The following is a 19,326-nucleotide window of genomic DNA, read 5'->3' as shown; positions in this document are numbered from 1 at the left end:
TCGGTGAGCCGGTGCGCGGGTGCCGACCCGTCGTCGCGCGCGGCGACGGGGCCTGCGTCCGGTCCGTTCCTACCACGGGACCGCGCTCCGGAGCGCAAGGACCCCGAGGTTCCGGAGCCGGGGCGTCGGACCGCACGCCCGGGCGCGGCGTCAGTGGAAGTCGCGCGACGTCGTCGCGACCTGGAGGGAGAGCGGGGCGAGGTGCTCCGCGACGAGGTTCGTGGCGCCGTCGGCCCGTTCGAGCCGCCCGCGCACGACGAGCGCCGCGGACCCGCGCGCGACCTTCCGGAACCGCTGCCACAGCCCCGGCGAGCACACGACGTTGAGGATCCCCGTCTCGTCCTCGAGCGACAGGAACGTCACGCCCCCGGCCGTCCCGGGTCGCTGACGGTGCGTGACGACGCCACCCACCGCGACGCGCGACGACGGGTGGGGGCGCGTCCCGGGCACCTCGCCCGCGGCGCGCTCCGCCTCGTCGACGCGTTCGATCTCGCGCGACACCGCGACCGCGCCCACGACGGTGAGCACCCCGGCCGCGGTGAGGCCGTCGCGCACGTACTGCGTCGGGTAGGAGTCGGCGGACACGCCCGTGGCCCACACGTCGGCGACGGCGGTCTCGACGTCGGTCATGCCGGGCAGCGCCGGCGCCTCGACGCCGACGCTCACGCCCGGCAGCGTCCCCGGACCCTCCTGCGCGAGAGCGCCGGCCGCCCACAGCGCCTCGCGCCGGGTCACGCCGAGGCAGTCCGTCGCACCGGCGGTCGCGAGCCCCTCGAGCTGGGCGGTCGTGAGGTCGACGCGCCGCACGAGGTCGCGCAGGTCGCTGAACGGCCGCCCCTCCCCCGGCGTCCCACGCGCCGCGACGACGCGCTCGGCCGCGTCCTTGCCGAGCCCGCGCACGCTCGCGAGCCCGAGCCGCACCGCGAGCGTCAGGTCGGGCTCCGGCCCGAACGCGGTGTCGACCCGCACCTCCCCGCCGAGCATGCGGCTGTCGCTCGTCCGGGCGCCAGGACGGTCGGTACCGTCGGCGGGCGCAGCCGCACGGTCGGCGGGCAGCCGCTCGACCGTCGCCTCGGCGTCGGACGCGTTGACGTCGGGGCGCAGCACGGTGACGCCGTGGCGGCGCGCGTCCGCCACGAGAGACTGCGGCGAGTAGAACCCCATGGGCTGCGCCGCGAGCAGTCCCGCGTAGAACGCGGCGGGGTGGTGCACCTTGAGCCACGAGCTCGCGTAGACGAGGAACGCGAACGAGTACGCGTGCGACTCGGGGAACCCGAAGTCGGCGAACGCCTTGAGCTTGTCGTAGATCTCCTCGCGCACGGCCGGGTCCGTGACGCCCTTCTTCCGCATCCCGTCCATGAGCCGCCCCCGCAGCTCCTCCATGCGCTCGACGGACCGCTTGGACCCCATCGCGCGCCGGAGCTGGTCGGACTCCTTCGGGGAGAAGCCCGCGACGTCGATCGCCATCTGCATGAGCTGCTCCTGGAACAGCGGCACGCCGAGCGTCTTGCCGAGCGACGGTCGCAGGAGGTCGTGCAGGAACGTCACCTCCTCCCGCCCCCGCGCGCGGTTGATGTACGGGTGCACGGACCCGCCCTGGATGGGCCCGGGGCGGATGAGCGCGACCTCGATGACGATGTCGTAGAACTTTCGGGGACGCAGCCGCGGCAGCGTCGCCATCTGCGCGCGCGACTCGACCTGGAACACGCCGACGGTGTCGGCCGCGCACAGCAGGTCGTACACCGCCGGGTCGTCCTCCGGCAGCGTGTGCAGCGCGAGGCGCGGGCCGCCCTCGTGCCGCTCGACCAGGTCGAACCCGATGCGCAGCGCCGTGAGCATCCCGAGTCCCAGGAGGTCGAACTTCACGAGCCCCGCGTCCGCGCAGTCCTCCTTGTCCCACTGCAGGACGGTGCGGCCCTCCATGCGCGCCCACTCGACGGGGCACACCTCGATGACGGGGCGGTCGCACATGACCATGCCGCCCGAGTGGATGCCCAGGTGCCGCGGGAGGCGCAGCATCCGGTCGGCGAGGTCGAGCACCGCGTCCGGGATCTCGCCCTCCTGCGCGGCCGACGGCGGCCGGTGCGCGGGCACGACGTCGTGCGTGTCGTCCGCGCGCAGGACGTCGCCCTCGTCCACCGCGAGCGGGTCGACGACGCGCGGTCGCCGCGCGCCCCGGCCGCTCAGGTCGGGCGACCAGTCGCCACGACGCCCGGTGTGCGGACGTTCGTCGCGAGAGGCGGCGGCGCGGGAGGTGCCGGTGCGCGACGACCCCGCCTCCCTCCCCGCCGAACCCACGTCGCGCGACCCCCACAGGCGAGCCTTCTCGGCGTCCTTCTCGGCGGTCTTCGTCGCGATGGCGACCTCCTTGGCCTTGCGGTCGGCCGCGGGCGACGACGGGTCGGGGCCGCGCAGCGACCCCCAGCGCTCGATGGACTTGCTCCACGCGTCGGCCTGCCCGACGTCGTACCCCAGCGCCCGGGCCGCGTCGCGCACCGCCGACTTGGGCCGGTAGGAGATGACGTTCGCGACCTGCGCGGCGTGCGTGCGGCCGAACGTCGCGTAGACGTGCTGGATGACCTCCTCGCGCCGCGCCGACTCGATGTCGATGTCGATGTCCGGCGGGCCGTCGCGCTCGGGCGCGAGGAAGCGCTCGAACAGCAGGCCGTGCTTCACCGCGTCGACGGCCGTGATGCCGAGCGCGTAGCAGACCGCGGAGTTCGCGGCCGAGCCGCGCCCCTGGGCGAGGATCCCGTTCCTGCGGCAGAACTCGACGAGGTCGTAGACCACGAGGAAGTACCCCGGGAAGTGCAGGTCCTCGATGACGCGCAGCTCGTGGTCGATCTGCGCCCACGCGCCCGTGATCTTCTCCTGGCCGCGCGGCCCGTACCGGTCCTCGCCGCCGCGCCGCACGAGCTCGCGCAGCCAGGTCGCCTCGGTGTGCCCGTCCGGCACCGGGTAGGGCGGCAGGTCGGGTGCGACGAGGTGCAGGTCGAACGCGCACTCGTCCCCCAGCGCGGCCGCGGTCGCGACGGCCTGCGGGTGCCGGGGGTGGCGCGCGAGCATCTCCGCCGCCGAGCGCAGGTGGGTCGTCGGGGCGCCGGGCAGCCACCCGTCGAGGTCGTCGAGCGACGAGCGCGCGCGCACCGCGGCGAGCGCCCCCGCGAGGTCGGCGTCGCGCGGGTGGGCGTAGTGCGCGGCGGTCGTCGCGACGAGCGGCAGCCGGGCGTCCGCGGCGAGGTCGGCGAGCGCCGCGTGCAGGTCGGCGTCGCGCGGGTCGTCGGTCGTGGTGATCTCGACGGCCACGTTGTCGGCGCCGAAGACGGCGACGAGCCGGTCGAGCTCGCGACGCGCCGCGGCACGTCCGGACGTGACGAGCGCGCGGCGCACCGAACCCTTGCGGCAGCCGGTGAGCACGAGCCACTGGCCCGCGGCCTCCTCGCCGAGCTGGTCGAGGCGGTAGTCGGCGGCCCCCTTGGTCCCGGTCGCGAGGTGCGCGGTCGCGATGGCGCGCGACAGGTTGCGGTAGCCCTGCGTGCCGCGCGCGAGCACGAGCAGGTGGGTCGAGCGCGGGTCGGGCACGCCGGTGGGCGGGTCGAGCACGGGCGCACCCGTGGCCGTGGGCGCCGGAAGGTGCAGCTCGGCCCCGAAGACCGTGGGGAGCCCGACCTTGCGCGCGGCCTCGGCGAAGCGCACGACGCCGTACAGGCCGTCGTGGTCGGTGATCGCGAGCGCCGACAGCCCGAGCCGCGCGCCCTCGGCGGCGAGCTCCTCGGGGTGGGACGCGCCGTCGAGGAAGCTGAACGCGGAGTGCGCGTGCAGCTCGGCGTAGCGGGGGCCGGTGGTCCGGTCAGTCATACAGGCCCTCCACGGTCCACCGCCCGCGCGCGCTCGCGAGGAGCAGGCCGCGGCCGTCGTCGAGCAGGACCTGCACGTGCACGCGGCGCCGGGGCGCGGGCGTCCACCAGCGCTCGGCGAGCGGCCACGGCCCGGCCCAGTCCACGACGGCGCGCGCGGACCCGGGCCCGGGCAGCGCCGTCTCGTCCCGGGGCGCCGCCGCACGGCGCGGGCCCTCCTCCGGCGCGGGGGCCGGCCACCGCACGGTCGCGGGCTCGCCGCTCATCGCGAGGCGCGCGTCGACGACGACGGGCCGCCCGGCGTCGTCGAGCACGACGACGTCCTGCGGCTCGACGGGCACGAGCGCGGGAGCGGGGCTCGGCAGCGCGCCGGGCCACGGCAGGGCCGGGTCGCGCGGGCGCACGACGTCCTCCCCGAACGGCACGAGGTGCACGCGGTCGGTCGCGTCGCGGCCGCCCTGGACCTGGACGCACAGGACCGCGTCGCCCCCGAGGATGCCCTGCACGCGCCCGAGCGCGCGGTGGGCGCGCGCGTCCTCGCCGCTCGACGCGCCCCACAGGCGCGGCTGCTCCGCCCCCGCGGGCACGACCTCCTCGGCCGTGAGGGACAGACGGGCCAGCGGCGCGACCCCCGGGACGACGTCGGCCCCGCCGGGCGAGCCGTGCTCGCCGCCTCGACGCCCGGCCCGGGCCGCGCGCCCGGCGCGGACGGACGTGGTGGTGAGCCAGCCCTCGAGCTGCCACCGGACCTTGTCCGTGAGGCGCGCCGGGCTCATCGCGCCCGGCCCGTCGAGCCGCCAGGTGCGCTCGAGGTCGTCGCCCTCGACGGTCCGCGCCGTGATGCGCAGGCGCCCGGCGACGAGCGAGCGCGCGACGAGCTGGTCGTGCAGGTCCTCGGAGAGCCGCCGCGCGGCGAAGGTCGCGACGTCGACGCGCTCGGCGGGCGGGTCGAGCTCGGCGCTCACCGCGACGTCGGGCTCGACGCGGCGCCGCGCGGGCGGGCGCAGGTCCTCGCCGCGCGCGAGCCGGTGCGCCCACGCGCCGAGGTCGCCGAAGCGCCCCTCGACGGTCGCGGGCGGCAGGGCCGCGAGCGCCCCGAGGGTGCGCACGCCGAGCCGGCCCAGGAGGTCGACGAGCTCGTCGACCGCGACGGCGGCGTCCGGCCGGGCGGTGACGTGCACGAGGTCGCGCGCGGGCCGGGGCGCGAGGAACGCGGCGGAGCGGCCGGGCGGGACGACGGCGGCGTCCCGCGCGGCGAGCACGGCGGCGAGGATGCCGTCGGCGACGCCCACCTGGCTCTCGTGCCCGGTGCGCTCGGCGACGCGCGCGACGAGCGCCTCCGCGAGCGCGGCGTCCGACCCGTGGTACCGGCTCGCCCCGGCGGCGGGCAGGAGCAGCAGGCCGGGCCGGGTGATCTCCAGCCCGGCGACGACGGTCTCGGCCGCGAGCGCCACGGGCTCGAACTCGCGGGCGTCGCGCGCGTCGTCGACGTCGAGCAGCTCGAGCTCGGGGCAGCACTCGCGGGCCCGACGGCGGCGCATGCCCCGGCGCACGCCCTGGGCGCGCGCGGTCGCGGAGACGGCGACGACGCGGCGGCCGTCGTGCGTCGCGGCGGGGACGTGCGCGGGGACGTCGCGCACCGCCATCGCCGCGAGCACCGGCCAGTCCGGCACCCACAGGGCCGCCGTGCGGGTCGGGCTCGTGGTCATCCGACGAGCCGGAGCCGGGAGGGCCGGTCGGGGTCGTCGGCCCGGACGGGGCCGGCGGCGGTCCCGTGAGCGGCCTCGTGGGCGGTCGCAGCGGTCTCGGCCACGGTGGCGCCGGCCCCGGCCGCGGGCCGGGTGCCGCGGACGTCCTCGGCGAGGAACGCGGGCCAGTCCTCGTGGACGAGCGGGAGCTCGACCTCGAGCCGCGCGGGGCGCGCGGCTCCCCCGCGGCCCGCGCGCTCGACGACGAGGGTGCGACGGCGCAGCCAGCCCGCCCCGCGGTCCGCCCCGGACCAGCCGCCGCCCGTCACGGTGAGCGCGACGTGCGCGCCCGGCCACGTCCCCGCGGCGACGAGCAGCGCCCCGCGCTCGCGCGCCCGCGCGGCCAGGCGCCGTCGGTCGGGGTCGGTGAGGGCGGCGTCGGGCCCGACGACCACGACGTCCAGGCCGTCGACGAGCGCCGAGATCGCGAGCGCCGCGTCCGGTCCAGGTCGCGGGACGAGCACGACGCGGTCGAGGTCCGCGCCGGCGTCGGCGGCCGCGAGCAGCCCGACGGCGGGGAACCCGACGGCGGCGGTCCACGCCCCGGCCCGCGACGGCCGCGCGACGAGCGCGAGCAGGAGGCTCGTCGAGCCGCGCACCGCCAGCACGGTGCCGCGCTGCAGGGCGCCGAGCGGGAGGAGCGGCGCGAGCGCGTCGTGCACCGGCCACACCCGCTCGTCCGGGATCGCGTCCCGGTTCGTGTCCCGCATCGCGACGCGGCGGCCGCGGGAGCGCGCCGGAGGGTCGGGCAGCGCGGGGGCGGGTCGCACGACCGGCGACACGGCGGCGTCCGCGAGCGGGGCGACCTCGGCGAGGAGAGCAGTCCCGGCGCGCGGGACGACGGCCGGTGCGGCGGAGGCGGTGCGCGGTCCCGGGGCTGCGGGGGCGACGACGGGACGGTGTCGGCGGACGCCCGTACGCTCCTCCGCACGGCGCAGGACGGCGCGGGCGCGCTCGGCCTTGTCGACGGCCGCAGCCGTCGGGCCTGGTGCCCCCGCCCGTTCGGCGGGGTCGGCGAGAAGGGTCATCTCGCCTCCCGGGATGCTGCTCGGACGGGACGCGCACCGCGCGTCGACTGCTGGGGGCGTCGTTCTGCACCCACCCTTCGTTCGAACAGACGTTCGAACACTTCCAGTGAACGACCGACGCTGCGGGGTGTCAACTCCGCAGGTGAGAGCCGTCGGCTTCGTCCCGGATGCCCGGCAAACCTTCGACCTCTCCTCGAAGGTTCGCCCCGACCTTCGACCTCTACCTGAACCTGATCCGGCGGGCGTGCCACGGTGCGGCCGGTTCGGCACGATGGGTCCATGGCCGACGTGAACCTCGACTCCCGACCCCAGGCCCCCGACCCCTACTCCCTCCTGCCCGCCGTGCCGTCCTTCGCGCTGACGAGCACCGACCTCTCCGACGGCGAGCCGCTCCCCCGGGCGTTCGCCGCCGAGGGCGAGAACCGGTCCCCGGCTCTCGCGTGGTCGGGCTTCCCGGAGAGCACGCGCTCGTTCGTCGTGAGCTGCTTCGACCCCGACGCCCCGACGCCCGCGGGGTTCTGGCACTGGACCGTCGCCGACGTCCCCTCGTCCGTGACGTCGCTGCCCACGGGCGCCGGGGCGGCGGACGGCTCCGGGCTGCCCACCGGCGCGTTCCACGTCCGGCACGACGGCGGCGCCCCCGGCTACACGGGCGCCGCACCGCCCGCCGGGGACCGCCCGCACCGGTACGTGTTCGCCGTGCACGCGCTCGACGTCGGCTCCCTCGCCGACGCCGCCGGTCTCGGCCCGGACGCGACGCCGACCGCCGTCGCCTTCAACGCCTTGTTCCGCACGCTGGCCCGTGCGACGCTCACGGTCACGTACCGCGCCGCGGACTGACCCGGACCACCCGCTCGCCACCCGCCCGACAGCCGAAGGACCCATGGACGCCCCGACGACCCTGCCCACGCTCGGCTCTCTCACCTGGGAGCCGGCCCTCGACCACCTCGACCTCGTCGCCCCCGTGACCGCCGACGCGCTGCGCCGGTGGGCCGACGCCGACCCGGACGTCGCGACGCTCGTCGCCGTGACGGAGATCGACCCCGACCTCGCCGACACCGCGACGCTCAACGCCGCGTTCGACCTGCCCGTCGAGGCGTCGGCGAACTGCGTCGTCGTCGGCGGCGCGCGGGCGGGCGACGAGCGCGTCGCCGCCGCCGTGGTGCGCGCGCACACGCGCGCCGACGTCAACACGCGCATCCGCAAGCTGCTCGACGTGCGCAAGGCGTCGTTCCTGCCGACCGACCGCGCGACGGCCGAGTCCGGCATGGAGTACGGCGGCATCACGCCCGTCGGGCTGCCCGCCGGGTGGCGCGTGCTCGTGGACTCGCGCGTCGTGACCGACGGGGCGCTCGCCCTGGTCGGCAGCGGCGTGCGGCGCTCGAAGCTGCTGCTCCCCGGCGACCTGCTGGGCCGCCTGCCCGGCGTCGAGGTCGTCGAGGACCTGGCCGTCCCGGTCGCCTGACCCACCCAACCCGCCGAGCACGACATGGAGGTCGCCATCGGCTCCTTGGCGACCTCCATGTCGTGTTCGGCGGGAGATCGTCAGCGATCCAGGACGACGAGCCGCTGCGTCGCGCGCGTCATCGCGACATAGCGGTCGACCGCGCCCTCGACGCCGTCGCCGAACGCCTGCGGGTCCACGAGGACGACGAGGTCGAACTCGAGGCCCTTCGCCGTCTCGGGCGTGAGCACCCGCACGCGCGACGCCCCGTCCTCGCCGAGCCGCGCCGCGACCGACTCGGTCGACGCCGCGACGGACCCCGCGCCGCCGATCACGCAGGCCGTGCCTTCGGCGTGCTCGGCGAGCCACGCGTCGAGGATCCCGTCGAGGTCCGCGACCGCCCCGTGGGCGACCGGCACGCCCGTGCTGCGCACCGACGTCGGGACGTTGGCGTCCGGGAGCGCCGCCCGGATGACGGGCTCCGCCGCCGCCATGACCTCCTGCGGCGTGCGGTAGTTGACGCTCAGCGACGCCTCCGCGACCCGGTCGAACCCGACACGCCCGAGCCGCTCGCGCCATCCCTCCGCGAACCCGTGGCGGGCCTGCGCCCGGTCCCCGACCACCGTGACGCTGCGCGACGGGCAGCGGCTGAGCACCATCTGCCACTCGGCGTCGGTGAGCTCCTGCGCCTCGTCGACGACGACGTGCGCGAACGGACCGGCGAGCCGGTCGGGCGGGGCCGTGACCATCGCCCCCTCGTCGACGAGCGCGTCGCGCAGGTCCTGACCCTTGAGCATCGTCATGACCAGGAGCTCGCTGTCGTCGGACGCGACGAGGTGGTCGACGACGTCGTCCATGCGGGCCCGCTCCGCCGCCGCGGCGGCCTCGTTGCGGCGCCGGCGGCGCGACGCCTCCGGGTCGCCCAGGCGCTGCCGCGCGGCGTCGAGCAGCGGCAGGTCCGCCGTCGTCCAGGCGTGCGCGTCCGCGCGCTGGAGCGCGCGCACCTCCTCGGGCGTGAGCGACGGCGCGCACAGCCGCAGATAGGCGGGCACCGACCACAGGTCGGCCACGAGGTCGGTGGCCTCGACGAGCGGCCACGCGCGGTCGAACGCGGCGCCGAGCCCGCGCTGGCTCCGCAGCGCGCGGCGCACGTCGTCGGCGTCGAGGTCCGGGACCTCGCCCACCGCCTTGTCGACGAGGATCTCCACGAGCGCGCCCCAGACGTCGTCGCGCGCCTCGTTGTGCGGGGTGCCGGGGTCCACGGACTCGAACGCCTCCGCCCAGTCGGCGGTGGAGAGCCAGACGTCGGCCCACGGCGTCTCGACCTCCATGCCCTCGGTGGGCGGCCGCTCGGAGAAGCGCACGGCCGGCTCGATCGCCGCGACGAGCGCGGCGGACGCCTTGAGCCGGGCCACCTCGGGGTCGGTCTCCTCGCGCGCCGTCGCGCCCTCGGGGACGAGGTCGCGCAGCGTGCACGTCTGGACGCCCTCCTCGCCGAGGCCGGGCAGCACGTCGGCGACGTAGGAGAGGTACGGGCGGCTCGGCCCGACGACGAGCACGCCCCCGTGCCCGCCGCCCACCTGGGGGTCGGCGTAGAGCAGGTAGGCGGCGCGGTGCAGCGCCACGACCGTCTTGCCCGTGCCGGGGCCACCGTCGACGACGAGCGCTCCCCGCGACCCCGCGCGCACGATCGCGTCCTGGTCGGCCTGGATCGTGCCGAGCACGTCGCGCATGCGCGGCGAGCGGCTCGCGCCGAGGCTCGCGACGAACGCCGACTGGTCGTCGAGCGCCGCGCCCGACCCCGCGCCGTCGGGCACGAGCTCCTCGTCCCAGTAGTCCGTCACGCGACCGCGGGTCCACCGGTAGCGGCGCCGCGCCGCGAGGCCGAGCGGGTGCGCGGGCGTCGCGGCGAAGTACGGCTCCGCGGCGGGCGAGCGCCAGTCCACGAGCAGCCGCTCCCCCGCCGGGTCCGTGAGGCCCACGCGCCCGACGTAGACCGGGGCGGAGCCGTCGGCGAACGTCATCCGGCCCAGGCACAGGTCGACGCCGTAGCGCTGGAGCAGCCGGAGCCGGCCGCTGAGGCGGTGGATCTCCTGGTCGCGCTCGAGCGCCTCGGTCCCGCTCCCGCCGGGCGCGCGGCGCGCCGTGTCGAGGCGCTGCGCGAGGTCTGCGACGGCGTGCTCGAGGCTCGCCGCGATCGCGGCGAAGTGCCGCTCGTCGGCGGCGACGAGCGCGGGGTCGGCCTTCGCGGCGAGCCGCTCGGGGAGATCGAAGGTCTGGGCGGCGCCCGGGTTCGGACGTGCGGTCGGGTCGGTCGTGCGGTCGGCGGTCACGGGGGCGTCGGGCAACGTCATCAGCTCCGGTCCGAGGTCGAGCGGGACGGCGCGGACCGACGACGGCCCACGCACGAACGGAGATTCTGCGCCTCCACGGGGGCCTTGCCGCAAGACCCCCGTGCGCTATACCTTGGAAAGGGAGGCCGCTGGGCCTCCTTTTCCGTTCCCCGCCGTCGACGGGCGGTGGCCCGGCCCGTGCGGCCACGACCACCGGCCGAGATGTGAGAAGTGGCCCCTCACCGCGCTCGGTGAGAGGCCACTTCTCGCGTCTCGTGGAGCGCGTCAGCTCTCGGCGCGGCCCTCGCGCCAGTAGCCCATGAACGCGACGGCGCGGCGGTCGACGCCGAGGTCGGTCACGAGGTGGCGGCGCAGGGTCTTGATCGCGCTCGCCTCGCCCGCGAGCCACGCGTACAGGACCGTGTCCTCCTCGAGCAGGCCGGGGACCTCCCAGAGGATCGACGCGTCGACGTCGACGTCCTCGAGGTCCTCGGCGGTGCGGCACTGGGCGGGCGGGTCGGTGCCGAGGACGCCCGCGCCGAGGATGCGCGCGGCGGCCTCCTGGACGGCGGGCACGAGGCGCGCGCCGTGCGCGTCGTGCGCACCGCCGGGGACGTCGTCGCGCGCGAGGAACGTCACGCGCACCCCGGGCGGCGTGACGAGGTCGCGCGCGTCGCCCCCGTGCGGCACCTCGACGTAGACCTCGCCCCACGCGTCGGCGGGCAGGTCCTCGCAGATCGCGGCGATCGCGGGCAGCGCGGTCTCGTCGCCCGCGAGCAGGAGCGCGTGGGGGCGCGTCGGCGGGCGGAACTCGATGCCGCCGGCGGGGCCGTCGAACGTCGCGTCCGGGCCGAGCAGGACGAGCGGCGTGCCGACCTCGGCGGCGAGCGCCCAGCGCGAGGCGGGACCGGCGTCGCCGTGCAGCACGACGTCGACGTCGACCTCGCGCGCCTCGGGGCGCACTGCGACGGTCGTGTAGGTGCGCAGCGGGTTGCGGCGCTCCTCGGGCTGGTCGCGCCACGCGGCGTACCAGGACTCGGCGTCGCGCACGAGGTGCTCGTAGCCGCCGTCGGGCGCGGGAAGGACGAACTTGATCCGCACGTCGAGGCCGGGATCGCCGAAGAGGTCGAGCTCCGGGCCGGTGAACGTGAACCGGCGGAAGCTGGGCGAGACCTGCTCGACGCGGGCCACCTCGACGTCGAAGAAGCGCCACGGCGCGGTCGCCCGGGCGACGGGGCGACGGGCTCGGGTGCGGGGTGCGACGACGGTCTGGCTCACACAGGTGAGGCTAACCTACGCACCCTCGCCGGGGTCAACCCGTCCGAGCCTCGGATCCCGCCCCCGCAGGGTGAGACGCGTCACGCTCCCCGGCCGCGGCTGCGCCACAGCAGGTAGACGAAGTACGGCGCGCCCAGGAGCGCCGTCCCGAGGCCCGCGGGGATCTGCTCGGGGGCGATGACGACGCGCCCGAGCGTGTCCGCGACGGACACGAGGAGGGCGCCGAGCAGCATCGCGACGGGGACGACCCGACCGTGCCGCGCACCGACCAGCGCCCGCGCGGCGTGCGGCGCGACGAGGCCCACGAACGCGAGCGCCCCGATGGCGCACACGGCGGCCGCCGTGAGCAGCGCGGCGGCCGCGAGCAGGAGCAGGCGCGTGCGGTCGAGCGCGACGCCGAGGACGCGCGGGGTGTCGTCGTCGAGCGCCAGGACGTCGAGGTCGCGGCGGTAGACCGCCGTGAGCGGCGTGAGCACGAGCAGCGCGAGCGCGACCGGGATGAGCTGCTCGAGCGTGCGCCCGTACGTCGAGCCCGAGAGCCACGTGAGCGCGAGGTTCACGTCCCACGGCGCGACGACGACCACGAGCAGCGTGATGAGCGCCATGACCCCGGCCTGGGCGCCGATGCCGATGAGCACGAGCCGGTCCGAGCTGAGCCCGCCGCGGTAGGACAGCCCGTAGACGAGGCCGAACACCGCGAACGCCCCGATCGCCGCGGCGGCGGACATGGGCCAGATCCCGACGCCGGGGACGAGGAGGATCATCGTCACGGCACCGAGCCCGGCGCCCGACGTGACGCCGAGCAGGCTCGGCTCGGCGAGCGGGTTGCGGCACACGGCCTGCACGATCGTGCCGGCGAGCGCGAGCGCCGCGCCGGCCAGGAGCGCGGCGAGGACGCGCGGGAAGCGCTGGTCGAGGACGAACGTCACGTGGCGCCCGGAGAGGCCGTTCCACCAGTTCGCCACGTCGCCCAGCAGCACCACCCGGTCCCCGAGCAGCATGCCTGCGACGGCGGCCGCGGCGACGGCGAGCGCCAGCACGGCGACGACCACGAGCACGGCCCGCCGCGAGCGCGGGCGGCTCAGCGCGCCGTGCGCACCGCGCGACGACGCCGGCCCGGAGTCGCGCAGGCGCCGCGCGAGCCAGATGAGCAGGACCGCGCCGAGGACGGTCGTGACGATGCCGGTCGGCACGGCGATGGACAGCATGCCCGGCAGCAGCAGGCGGAGCAGGACGTCGGCGCCGAGGACCACGATCACGCCGACGATCGCCGCGAACGGCAGGAGCAGCACGTGCCGGCCGAGCCCCGGCACGCGACGCGCGACGAGCCGCGCGACGACGGGCGCCGCGAGACCGACGAAGCCGACCGGCCCGGCGACGGTGACCGCGATCGAGGCGAGGAGCACCGCGACGAGGACGGACAGGACGCGTGTGCGGCGCACGTCGACGCCGAGCACGGTCGCGGCGTCGTCCCCGAGCCCGAGGAGGTCGAGACGGCGCGAGAGGAGCAGGGCGGCGAGCACGCCCACCACGACGACGGGCGTCGCCAGCGAGACCGTGCGCGTGCCCGACTGGACGATGGACCCGCTCCCCCACGCGAACAGGCCCATCGTCTCCTGCTCGAACAGCACGAGGAGGACCATCGTCAGCGAGTGCAGCGCGAGCATGATCGCCGACCCGGCGAGCACGAGGCGCGTCGGGCCGTCGGCGCCGCCGCGCGCGAGGACGAGCACGAGCCCGGCCGCGGCGAGCCCGCCGAGGAACGCGAGGCCGCCCTGGAGGTAGAACGGGATCGAGATGCCGAACGCGGCGACGACCACGACCGTCAGGTACGCGCCCGCGTTGACCGCGAGCGTGTCGGGCGACGCGAGGGGGTTGCGCGCGACCGACTGGAGCACGGCGCCGGCGACGCCGAGCGCGACGCCCAGCAGCAGTCCTGCGAGGAGCCGCGGCACGCGCGAGGCGACGAGGACGGCGACCGTCTGGTCGACGCCGTCGCCCCCGGTCGCCAGGCGCAGCAGGTCCAGCGGGCCGACGTCGGCCGTTCCCTGGGTGAGGTGCACGGCGGCGAGCACCGCCGCGACCACGACCGCGACGACGAACACCCCCACGATCCCGAGGCGCGACGTCCGCACGCGGGGCGCGGTCACCGTCGGGACCGCGGGCGCGCCGTCCCCCGCGCCCGCGTCGCCGGCGCCGTCCGGCCCGGGGACGACGGCCGGAGCCGGGTCCTCCAGGAGGAGGGTGTCCGGCTCCGCCGTCGTGCGCTGCTCCGGCCGCGTCACGATGTCCTCGTCAGCACTGTGGTTCTCGTCAGCCTTCTCGTCGTCCCGGGCGCGACCGCGCCCGGTGGTGGTGCGGACCGGTGTCAGGCCGCGGTGAGCGCCTCGACGACCGCGTCGGCGTAGGCCGCCGCGGACAGCGGGCCGCCGAACATCCAGATGCCGTCGGGCAGGCGGTGCACGTTCCCGGCCGTGACGAACGGGAGCTGCTCCCACACCGCGTTGCCGGCGAGGCCGTCCGTGAACGGGTCGGCCTCGGAGTCGCTCGCGACGTAGAGGAACTGCACGTCACCGAGCTGGGTGAGGCCCTCGACGTCGGTCTGCGCGAGGCCGTAGTCGGGGTCCCCGCCCTCGGTCCACGCGTTGACGAGCCCGATCTCCTCGCCGATCGCGCCGAAGAACGAGCCCGGCGTGTACATGCGGACGGAGACGGCACCGTTGGTGACCCAGCCGTCCGCCATCGTGAAGTCGGCGCCGGCGAGCCCGGCCTCGTCGAGCGCCGCCGTGGCGTCGGCGATCTTCGCGTCGTAGGTCTCGAGCGCGGCGGCCGCCTCGTCCTCGCGACCGGTCACGGTGCCGAGCGTCTCCACCGTGGAGCGCATGTAGCCGATCGGGTCCTCGCCGTCGGAGCCGCGCAGCGCGAGCACCGGCGCGACCTCCTCGATCTGCGCGATGACGTTCTCCGGCAGGTCGGTCGTCGTCACGACGAGGTCCGGCTCGAGCGCGGAGATCGCGTCGAGGCTGGGCTCGCCGCGCGTGCCGACGTCGGGCGTGCTCGCGTCGATCGGCGCGACGGTGTCCCACGTGTTGTAGCCCTCGACGTCCGCCTGCCCGACGGGCTCGATGCCGAGCGCGACGAGGTTCTCCGTGAGACCCCACTCGAGCGAGACGATGTCGGTCGCCGGGGCGTCGAGCGTGACCTCGCCGCGCTCGTCGGTGACGGTGACGGGGCCGGACGCGGCGTCCGTCGTCGCGTCGGCGTCGCCGTCGGCGGCCGCGGGGTCCTCGGTCGTGCCGCACGCGGTGAGCGCGAGCGCCGTGGCGAGCGCGAGGGCGCCCGCGGCGAGGGAACGGGTGGTCGAGCGCATGGGTGTCCTTCGGGGTCGGTCGGTGCCCGGTCCGTGCTCCGTCGGGCGGGCCGGTGGGCGCGCGTCGGGGCCGGGCGGTGGGTCGGTGCGGGGTTCGTCGTGGGGTGGTGCGTCGGGATGGTGCGGAGGTCAGACGAGGACGGCCGCGTCGAGCCGCGCGGCGTGCCGCCCGAGCGGCTCGCAGCACGTGCGCCCCGTGAGGGGGTGCGTGTAGACGTCGACGTGGATGCCGTAGACCTCGGTGAGGAGCTCGGACGTGAGGACCTCGTCGGCGGGCCCGGTGGCACGCACGACGCCCGAGTGGAGCAGGACGACGCGGTCGGCGACCGCGGCCGCCTGGTTGAGGTCGTGCAGCACGACGCCGACGGCCACGCCGTGCTCGGTCGCGAGGTCGCGCACGAGGTCGAGCAGCTCGACCTGGTAGCGCAGGTCGAGGTACGTCGTCGGCTCGTCGAGCAGGAGCACCCGCGTGTCCTGCGCGAGGCACGTCGCGAGCCACACGCGCTGCAGCTCGCCGCCGGAGAGCTCGTCGACGCCGCGGTCGGCCATCGTCGTGATGCCCGTGACGTCCATGGCGTGCGCGATCGCGCGCGGGCCGTCGGGGTCGTTGGCGCGGAACCGGCCGCGGTAGGGGTGGCGCCCGTACGCGACGACGTCGCGCACGCTCACGCCCGACGGCGTGGGCCGACTCTGGGACAGGAGCGTCACCCGCCGCGCGAAGTCCTTGGGGTGCAGCGCGAGCGCGTCGGGCGCGTCGTCGAGCGCGACCGTCCCGGCGTCGGGGCGGTGCAGGCGCGCGAGCGAGCGCAGGAGCGTCGACTTGCCCGAGCCGTTGGGACCGATCAGCGCCGTGACGGCTCCGGGCGCGAGCTCGAGCGCGGCGCCGTGGACCACCGTGCGCGCGTCGTAGGACAGCCGCAGGTCGTGCCCGGCGAGGGCCGGGGCGCCGGGCGCTCCGGCCGGGCTCGGGACAACTGAGGTTCCACTCACATAGGTGAGGCTAATCTATGCCGCCGGGTCCGAACCAGACCCTGCCGCCCGTGTGACGCGGTTCACGAGGGACCGCGCGTCAGCCCTCGGCCGTCGGTGCGGCGGTACCGGTCCCCCGCACCCGCCGTCGGGGGCGCATGGTCCTCGTCCGCCGCGTGCGATCTCGTCGGGGAGGCGTGGTGCTCCCCGCCCAGAGCCACGGGGACGACCAGCGCACGGTGGTCGGACAGGCCCGTGTCGACCGCCACCGCGGGCTCCGTCGCGCGGACCGCCCCGTGGGCGAGCACGTGGTCGAGCTGACGCGCGGGCTCGCCGACCGGGAACGTCGCGGCCGACGCCAGCGGGCGCCACCCGCTCGTCCGGGCCGCCTGGGGCGCGTCGACGTTGAGGTCGCCGAGCAGCACGACCGGTTCGCCGTCGGGGGCCTCGGCGACGAGCGACCGGGTCAGCCGCACGAGCTGGGTCAGGTTGCGCCCGGGGACGAAGGTCAGGTGCGTGCACGCGACGGTCAGGGGACCGCCGGGGGCCTCGACCCGTGCCACGAGCGCCGCGCGCGGCTCGTCGCGCACGAGCGTCGGCAGCCGGCTCCCGGGGAACCGGACCGGGACGCGCGTGCGAGGAGCGGGCAGGAGGACGGTGCGCCAGCCGGTGACGGGGTACCTGCTCACGACGGCGATCCCGTAGGCGGCCCGGCCCGGCTGGTGCTCGCCGGTCGGCGCGGTCCACACGCCCGGCTCGCCGACCAGCGTGGCGACGAACCGGTGCTCGACGGCGCCCGCCGCCTCCGCCGCGACCGCCGTGAAGTCCGCGCGGTGCGAGCGCGGCTGGTCCCGGTCCACCTCCTGGAGCGCGAGGACGTCGGCGTCGAGGTCGCGGACGGCGCCGGCGAAGCGGTCGACGTCGACCCGGTCGTCGACGAGCGACCGTCCGTGCAGGATGTTGAACGTCGCGAGGCGCACCCTCCCGATTCTGGGTACGCCTGCTCCGGGTCGCACGCGCACCGGCGCCCCTCGCCCGACCGGGCACGCGCGGTGACGTGCCAGCGCACCGGGGGTGGTGTAGACCCTGGGCATGGTGGACGACAGGGACGCGCTGCACGACGGCCTCCGCATGACCGCCGCGGCGCTCGCCGAGGCCGACATCCCCCACGCCCTCGTCGGCGGGTACGCCGCGTGGGCGCGCGGCGCGCCGGAGCCGAGCCACGACGCCGACTTCGCGATCCGCGAGGTCGACGTGGACCGCGCTCGCGAGGTGCTGCGGGCCGCAGGGCTCGAGATCACGGAGCCGACGGAGAACTGGCTCTTCAAGGCCCACCACGGCGGGGAGCTCATCGACGTCCTCTACCGGATGGTCGGAGAGCCGATCGACGACGACCTGCTCGCGCGCACCGATGAGATCGAGGTGCTCGCGGTCCGCATGCCCGTGCTGTCCGCGACCGAGATCATGACGTCGAAGCTGCGCGTCGTGGGCGAGCACTACTGCGACTTCTCGCGCCTCCTGCCGGTCGCGCGCGCGATGCGCGAGCAGATCGACTGGCCGGAGGTCCGCGCACGGGTCGACGACAACCCGTACGCGCGCGCGTTCCTCTTCCTCCTCGACGAGCTCGGCGTCGTGGAGGCGGAGCAGATGCAGGACGACGCGCTCGGGTCGCGGGCCGCGCCGGCCGAGCCCGCGTCGGGCGACCCGTCGAGCCCGCTCGAGTGACCCTCCCGGCGAGGGATACCGCGCGCGACCCCGGCCGGGCCCGCATGCTGGTGCGATGACCGCGCGCGCCTCGTCCCGGACGACGCCCGACGCCGCCGAGGTGCGCTTCGTGGTCGGCGGCCTGCGGGCGACGGCGCACGTGTCGGGCGAGCCCGCTCCGACGCTCGCCGTGGTGCTCGTCCACGGCGTCGGGTCGTCCGCGCGAGCGTTCGACCCCGTGCGACGCGCGCTCCTGCGTCCCGGGCCGGGCCCGGGCGTCGCCGTGCACGCGATCGACCTGCCGGGCTTCGGCGCCGCCCCGCGCGCGCGACGCGACGTGCCGATCGAGGAGCACGCGGCCGTCGTCGCGGGCTACGTGCGCCGGTTCGTCCTCGACGCCCCGGCCGGTCCGCCGTCCGCCGTCGTGCTCGTCGGCCACTCGATGGGCGCCCAGGTCGTGGGCCAGGCGATGGCCGACCACCCGCTCGAGGCGCCCGCCGGGGTGCTGATCGGCCCGACGGCGGACCGGCGGGCTCGGACCGTGCCACGCCAGGCGCTGCGGCTCGCCCGCGACGCGGTCGGCGAGCGTCCGCGCGCGCTCGCGACGCTCGCGGTCGACTACGTGCTGCGCTGCTCGCTGCCGTACTACGCGCGGCAGGTGCGGAGCATGCTGCGGCACCGCCTCGAGGAGGTCCTCCCGCAGGTGCCGGGTCGGGTCGTCGTGCTGCGCGGCGCGCACGACCCGGTCACCCCCCGCGCGTGGGTCCGCGAGCTCGCGGCCGCCGCGCCGCACGGCACGTCTGGCGAGGTCCGCGGGCGGCACCACGCGATGGACGCCGACCCGGAAGCGGTCGTCGCGGCCGTCCTCGACGCCGGCGGCCTCGCGTGAGCACGCCGCGGCGGGCAGGGAGGCTGCGGCTGCGTGACCGCGCGGCGGACTACGCGTACGTCGCGGCGCGCCAGGTCGCGGGCGCCCTGCAGCCACGGCGCCCCGTCCCGGACGGCCCGGGCGGGCGCGATCCCGTCGTGCTGCTGCCCGGCGTCTACGAGACGTGGCAGCTCCTCGCGCCCGTCGCGACGGCGCTGGTGCGGGCCGGGCACCCGGTGCACGCCGTGCCGGGGCTCGGGTACAACCGGCGCCCCTTCGCCGACGCCGCCGACCGCACCGCGGCGTTCCTCGCGGAGGCCGACCTGCACGGCGTCGTCCTCGTCGCGCACAGCAAGGGCGGGCTCGTGGGCAAGAGCGTCATGCTGTCCCCCGCCGGCTCGCGCGTCGTCGGCATGGTGGCGGTCGCGACGCCGTTCAACGGCTCGACGTACGCGCGATACCTCCTGGGCCGCACGCTGCGGGCCTTCTCGCCGCGGGACGCAGCGCTGCTCGCGCTCGCCGCGGAGCGCCGCGTGGACGCGCGGATCACTGCCGTCTACCCGCGCTTCGACCCGCACATCCCCGAGACGGGGCGGCTCGAGGGCGGGCGCAACGTCGAGCTGCCCCTCGCGGGCCACTTCCTCCCGCTCGGCGACCCGACGCTCGTCGACGTCGTGGTGCGGGAGGTCGACCGGCTCGCCCGGCCGACCTCCCCCACCTGAGGCGG

At 76.7% G+C, this 19,326-nt stretch carries 14 protein-coding genes; 5 read left to right on the top strand and 9 right to left on the bottom strand.

Annotated features, from left to right (window positions below; translation table 11 throughout):
* Nucleotides 1-150: 150 nt before the first annotated feature.
* Genes ABWU78_RS03705 through ABWU78_RS03695 form a run of 3 tightly spaced genes read right to left on the bottom strand, consistent with a single transcriptional unit; the run spans nucleotide 151 to nucleotide 6,633 of the window.
* Nucleotides 151-3,858, bottom strand: a complete 3,708-nt coding sequence (locus ABWU78_RS03705) for an error-prone DNA polymerase (protein WP_439157580.1) — start codon at nucleotides 3,856-3,858, stop codon at nucleotides 151-153.
* A complete protein-coding gene (locus ABWU78_RS03700) occupies nucleotides 3,851-5,566 on the bottom strand; it encodes a DNA polymerase Y family protein (RefSeq protein WP_439157579.1) in 1,716 nt (571 codons plus the stop codon). Before ABWU78_RS03700 ends, ABWU78_RS03705 begins: the two co-directional genes overlap by 8 nt.
* Complete coding sequence (locus ABWU78_RS03695; RefSeq protein ID WP_439157578.1) at nucleotides 5,563-6,633, bottom strand: hypothetical protein; 1,071 nt, start codon at nucleotides 6,631-6,633, stop codon at nucleotides 5,563-5,565. The genes ABWU78_RS03700 and ABWU78_RS03695 overlap by 4 nt, the downstream gene beginning before the upstream one ends.
* A gap of 279 nt (nucleotides 6,634-6,912) precedes the next feature.
* Here ABWU78_RS03695 and ABWU78_RS03690 point away from each other — a divergent pair, with 279 nt between their 5' ends.
* Both ABWU78_RS03690 and ABWU78_RS03685 read left to right on the top strand, forming a co-directional pair.
* Nucleotides 6,913-7,473 (top strand): YbhB/YbcL family Raf kinase inhibitor-like protein, encoded by a 561-nt coding sequence (locus ABWU78_RS03690; RefSeq protein ID WP_439157577.1) that lies wholly within the window; start codon nucleotides 6,913-6,915, stop codon nucleotides 7,471-7,473.
* 43 nt (nucleotides 7,474-7,516) lie between these two features.
* A complete protein-coding gene (locus ABWU78_RS03685; protein WP_439157576.1) occupies nucleotides 7,517-8,098 on the top strand; it encodes a YbaK/EbsC family protein in 582 nt (193 codons plus the stop codon).
* An 80-nt stretch (nucleotides 8,099-8,178) separates the two neighbouring features.
* Here the strand turns inward: ABWU78_RS03685 and helR are convergent, their stop codons facing one another.
* From helR to ABWU78_RS03655, 6 genes are all read right to left on the bottom strand, one after another.
* Nucleotides 8,179-10,431 carry an RNA polymerase recycling motor ATPase HelR gene (gene helR, locus ABWU78_RS03680; RefSeq protein ID WP_439157645.1) on the bottom strand — a complete coding sequence of 751 codons (2,253 nt, stop codon included), beginning with the start codon at nucleotides 10,429-10,431 and terminating at the stop codon, nucleotides 8,179-8,181.
* 264 nt (nucleotides 10,432-10,695) lie between these two features.
* A complete protein-coding gene (locus ABWU78_RS03675) occupies nucleotides 10,696-11,688 on the bottom strand; it encodes a siderophore-interacting protein (protein WP_439157575.1) in 993 nt (330 codons plus the stop codon).
* An 80-nt stretch (nucleotides 11,689-11,768) separates the two neighbouring features.
* Nucleotides 11,769-13,838 (bottom strand): iron ABC transporter permease, encoded by a 2,070-nt coding sequence (locus tag ABWU78_RS03670; RefSeq protein WP_439157644.1) that lies wholly within the window; start codon nucleotides 13,836-13,838, stop codon nucleotides 11,769-11,771.
* A gap of 218 nt (nucleotides 13,839-14,056) precedes the next feature.
* Nucleotides 14,057-15,058, bottom strand: a complete 1,002-nt coding sequence (locus ABWU78_RS03665) for an ABC transporter substrate-binding protein (RefSeq protein ID WP_253049906.1) — start codon at nucleotides 15,056-15,058, stop codon at nucleotides 14,057-14,059.
* Between the two features lie 129 nt (nucleotides 15,059-15,187).
* Nucleotides 15,188-16,048, bottom strand: coding sequence for an ABC transporter ATP-binding protein (locus ABWU78_RS03660; protein WP_308202249.1), 861 nt, complete (start codon nucleotides 16,046-16,048; stop codon nucleotides 15,188-15,190).
* A 62-nt stretch (nucleotides 16,049-16,110) separates the two neighbouring features.
* Entirely contained in the window at nucleotides 16,111-17,007 is an 897-nt protein-coding gene (locus ABWU78_RS03655) for an endonuclease/exonuclease/phosphatase family protein (protein ID WP_439157574.1), read from the bottom strand.
* A gap of 112 nt (nucleotides 17,008-17,119) precedes the next feature.
* Between ABWU78_RS03655 and ABWU78_RS03650 the strand changes: the two genes are divergently transcribed.
* The 3 genes from ABWU78_RS03650 to ABWU78_RS03640 are packed head-to-tail and all read left to right on the top strand — an operon-like array spanning nucleotide 17,120 to nucleotide 19,321.
* Nucleotides 17,120-17,752, top strand: a complete 633-nt coding sequence (locus ABWU78_RS03650; RefSeq protein WP_253049910.1) for a nucleotidyltransferase family protein — start codon at nucleotides 17,120-17,122, stop codon at nucleotides 17,750-17,752.
* Between the two features lie 55 nt (nucleotides 17,753-17,807).
* Nucleotides 17,808-18,620 (top strand): alpha/beta fold hydrolase, encoded by an 813-nt coding sequence (locus ABWU78_RS03645; RefSeq protein ID WP_253049912.1) that lies wholly within the window; start codon nucleotides 17,808-17,810, stop codon nucleotides 18,618-18,620.
* Nucleotides 18,617-19,321, top strand: coding sequence for an esterase/lipase family protein (locus tag ABWU78_RS03640; RefSeq protein WP_439157573.1), 705 nt, complete (start codon nucleotides 18,617-18,619; stop codon nucleotides 19,319-19,321). Before ABWU78_RS03645 ends, ABWU78_RS03640 begins: the two co-directional genes overlap by 4 nt.
* Nucleotides 19,322-19,326 lie beyond the last annotated feature (5 nt).

It is taken from the genome of Cellulosimicrobium sp. CpK407, from assembly GCF_051844275.1.
GTDB classification, from domain to species: domain Bacteria; phylum Actinomycetota; class Actinomycetes; order Actinomycetales; family Cellulomonadaceae; genus Cellulosimicrobium; species Cellulosimicrobium cellulans_G.
Note: the sequence above shows the minus strand (reverse complement) of the source record. Positions and strands in the feature narration are given on the sequence as shown.

Excerpts from the sequence above, each read along its gene's own strand:
- ABWU78_RS03705 (WP_439157580.1), bottom strand. The coding sequence starts at position 3,858 with ATGACTGACCGGACCACCGGCCCCCGCTACGCCGAGCTGCACGCGCAC.
- ABWU78_RS03700 (WP_439157579.1), bottom strand. The coding sequence starts at position 5,566 with ATGACCACGAGCCCGACCCGCACGGCGGCCCTGTGGGTGCCGGACTGG.
- ABWU78_RS03695 (WP_439157578.1), bottom strand. The coding sequence starts at position 6,633 with ATGACCCTTCTCGCCGACCCCGCCGAACGGGCGGGGGCACCAGGCCCG.
- ABWU78_RS03690 (WP_439157577.1), top strand. The coding sequence starts at position 6,913 with ATGGCCGACGTGAACCTCGACTCCCGACCCCAGGCCCCCGACCCCTAC.
- ABWU78_RS03685 (WP_439157576.1), top strand. The coding sequence starts at position 7,517 with ATGGACGCCCCGACGACCCTGCCCACGCTCGGCTCTCTCACCTGGGAG.
- helR (WP_439157645.1), bottom strand. The coding sequence starts at position 10,431 with ATGACGTTGCCCGACGCCCCCGTGACCGCCGACCGCACGACCGACCCG.
- ABWU78_RS03665 (WP_253049906.1), bottom strand. The coding sequence starts at position 15,058 with ATGCGCTCGACCACCCGTTCCCTCGCCGCGGGCGCCCTCGCGCTCGCC.
- ABWU78_RS03650 (WP_253049910.1), top strand. The coding sequence starts at position 17,120 with ATGGTGGACGACAGGGACGCGCTGCACGACGGCCTCCGCATGACCGCC.
- ABWU78_RS03645 (WP_253049912.1), top strand. The coding sequence starts at position 17,808 with ATGACCGCGCGCGCCTCGTCCCGGACGACGCCCGACGCCGCCGAGGTG.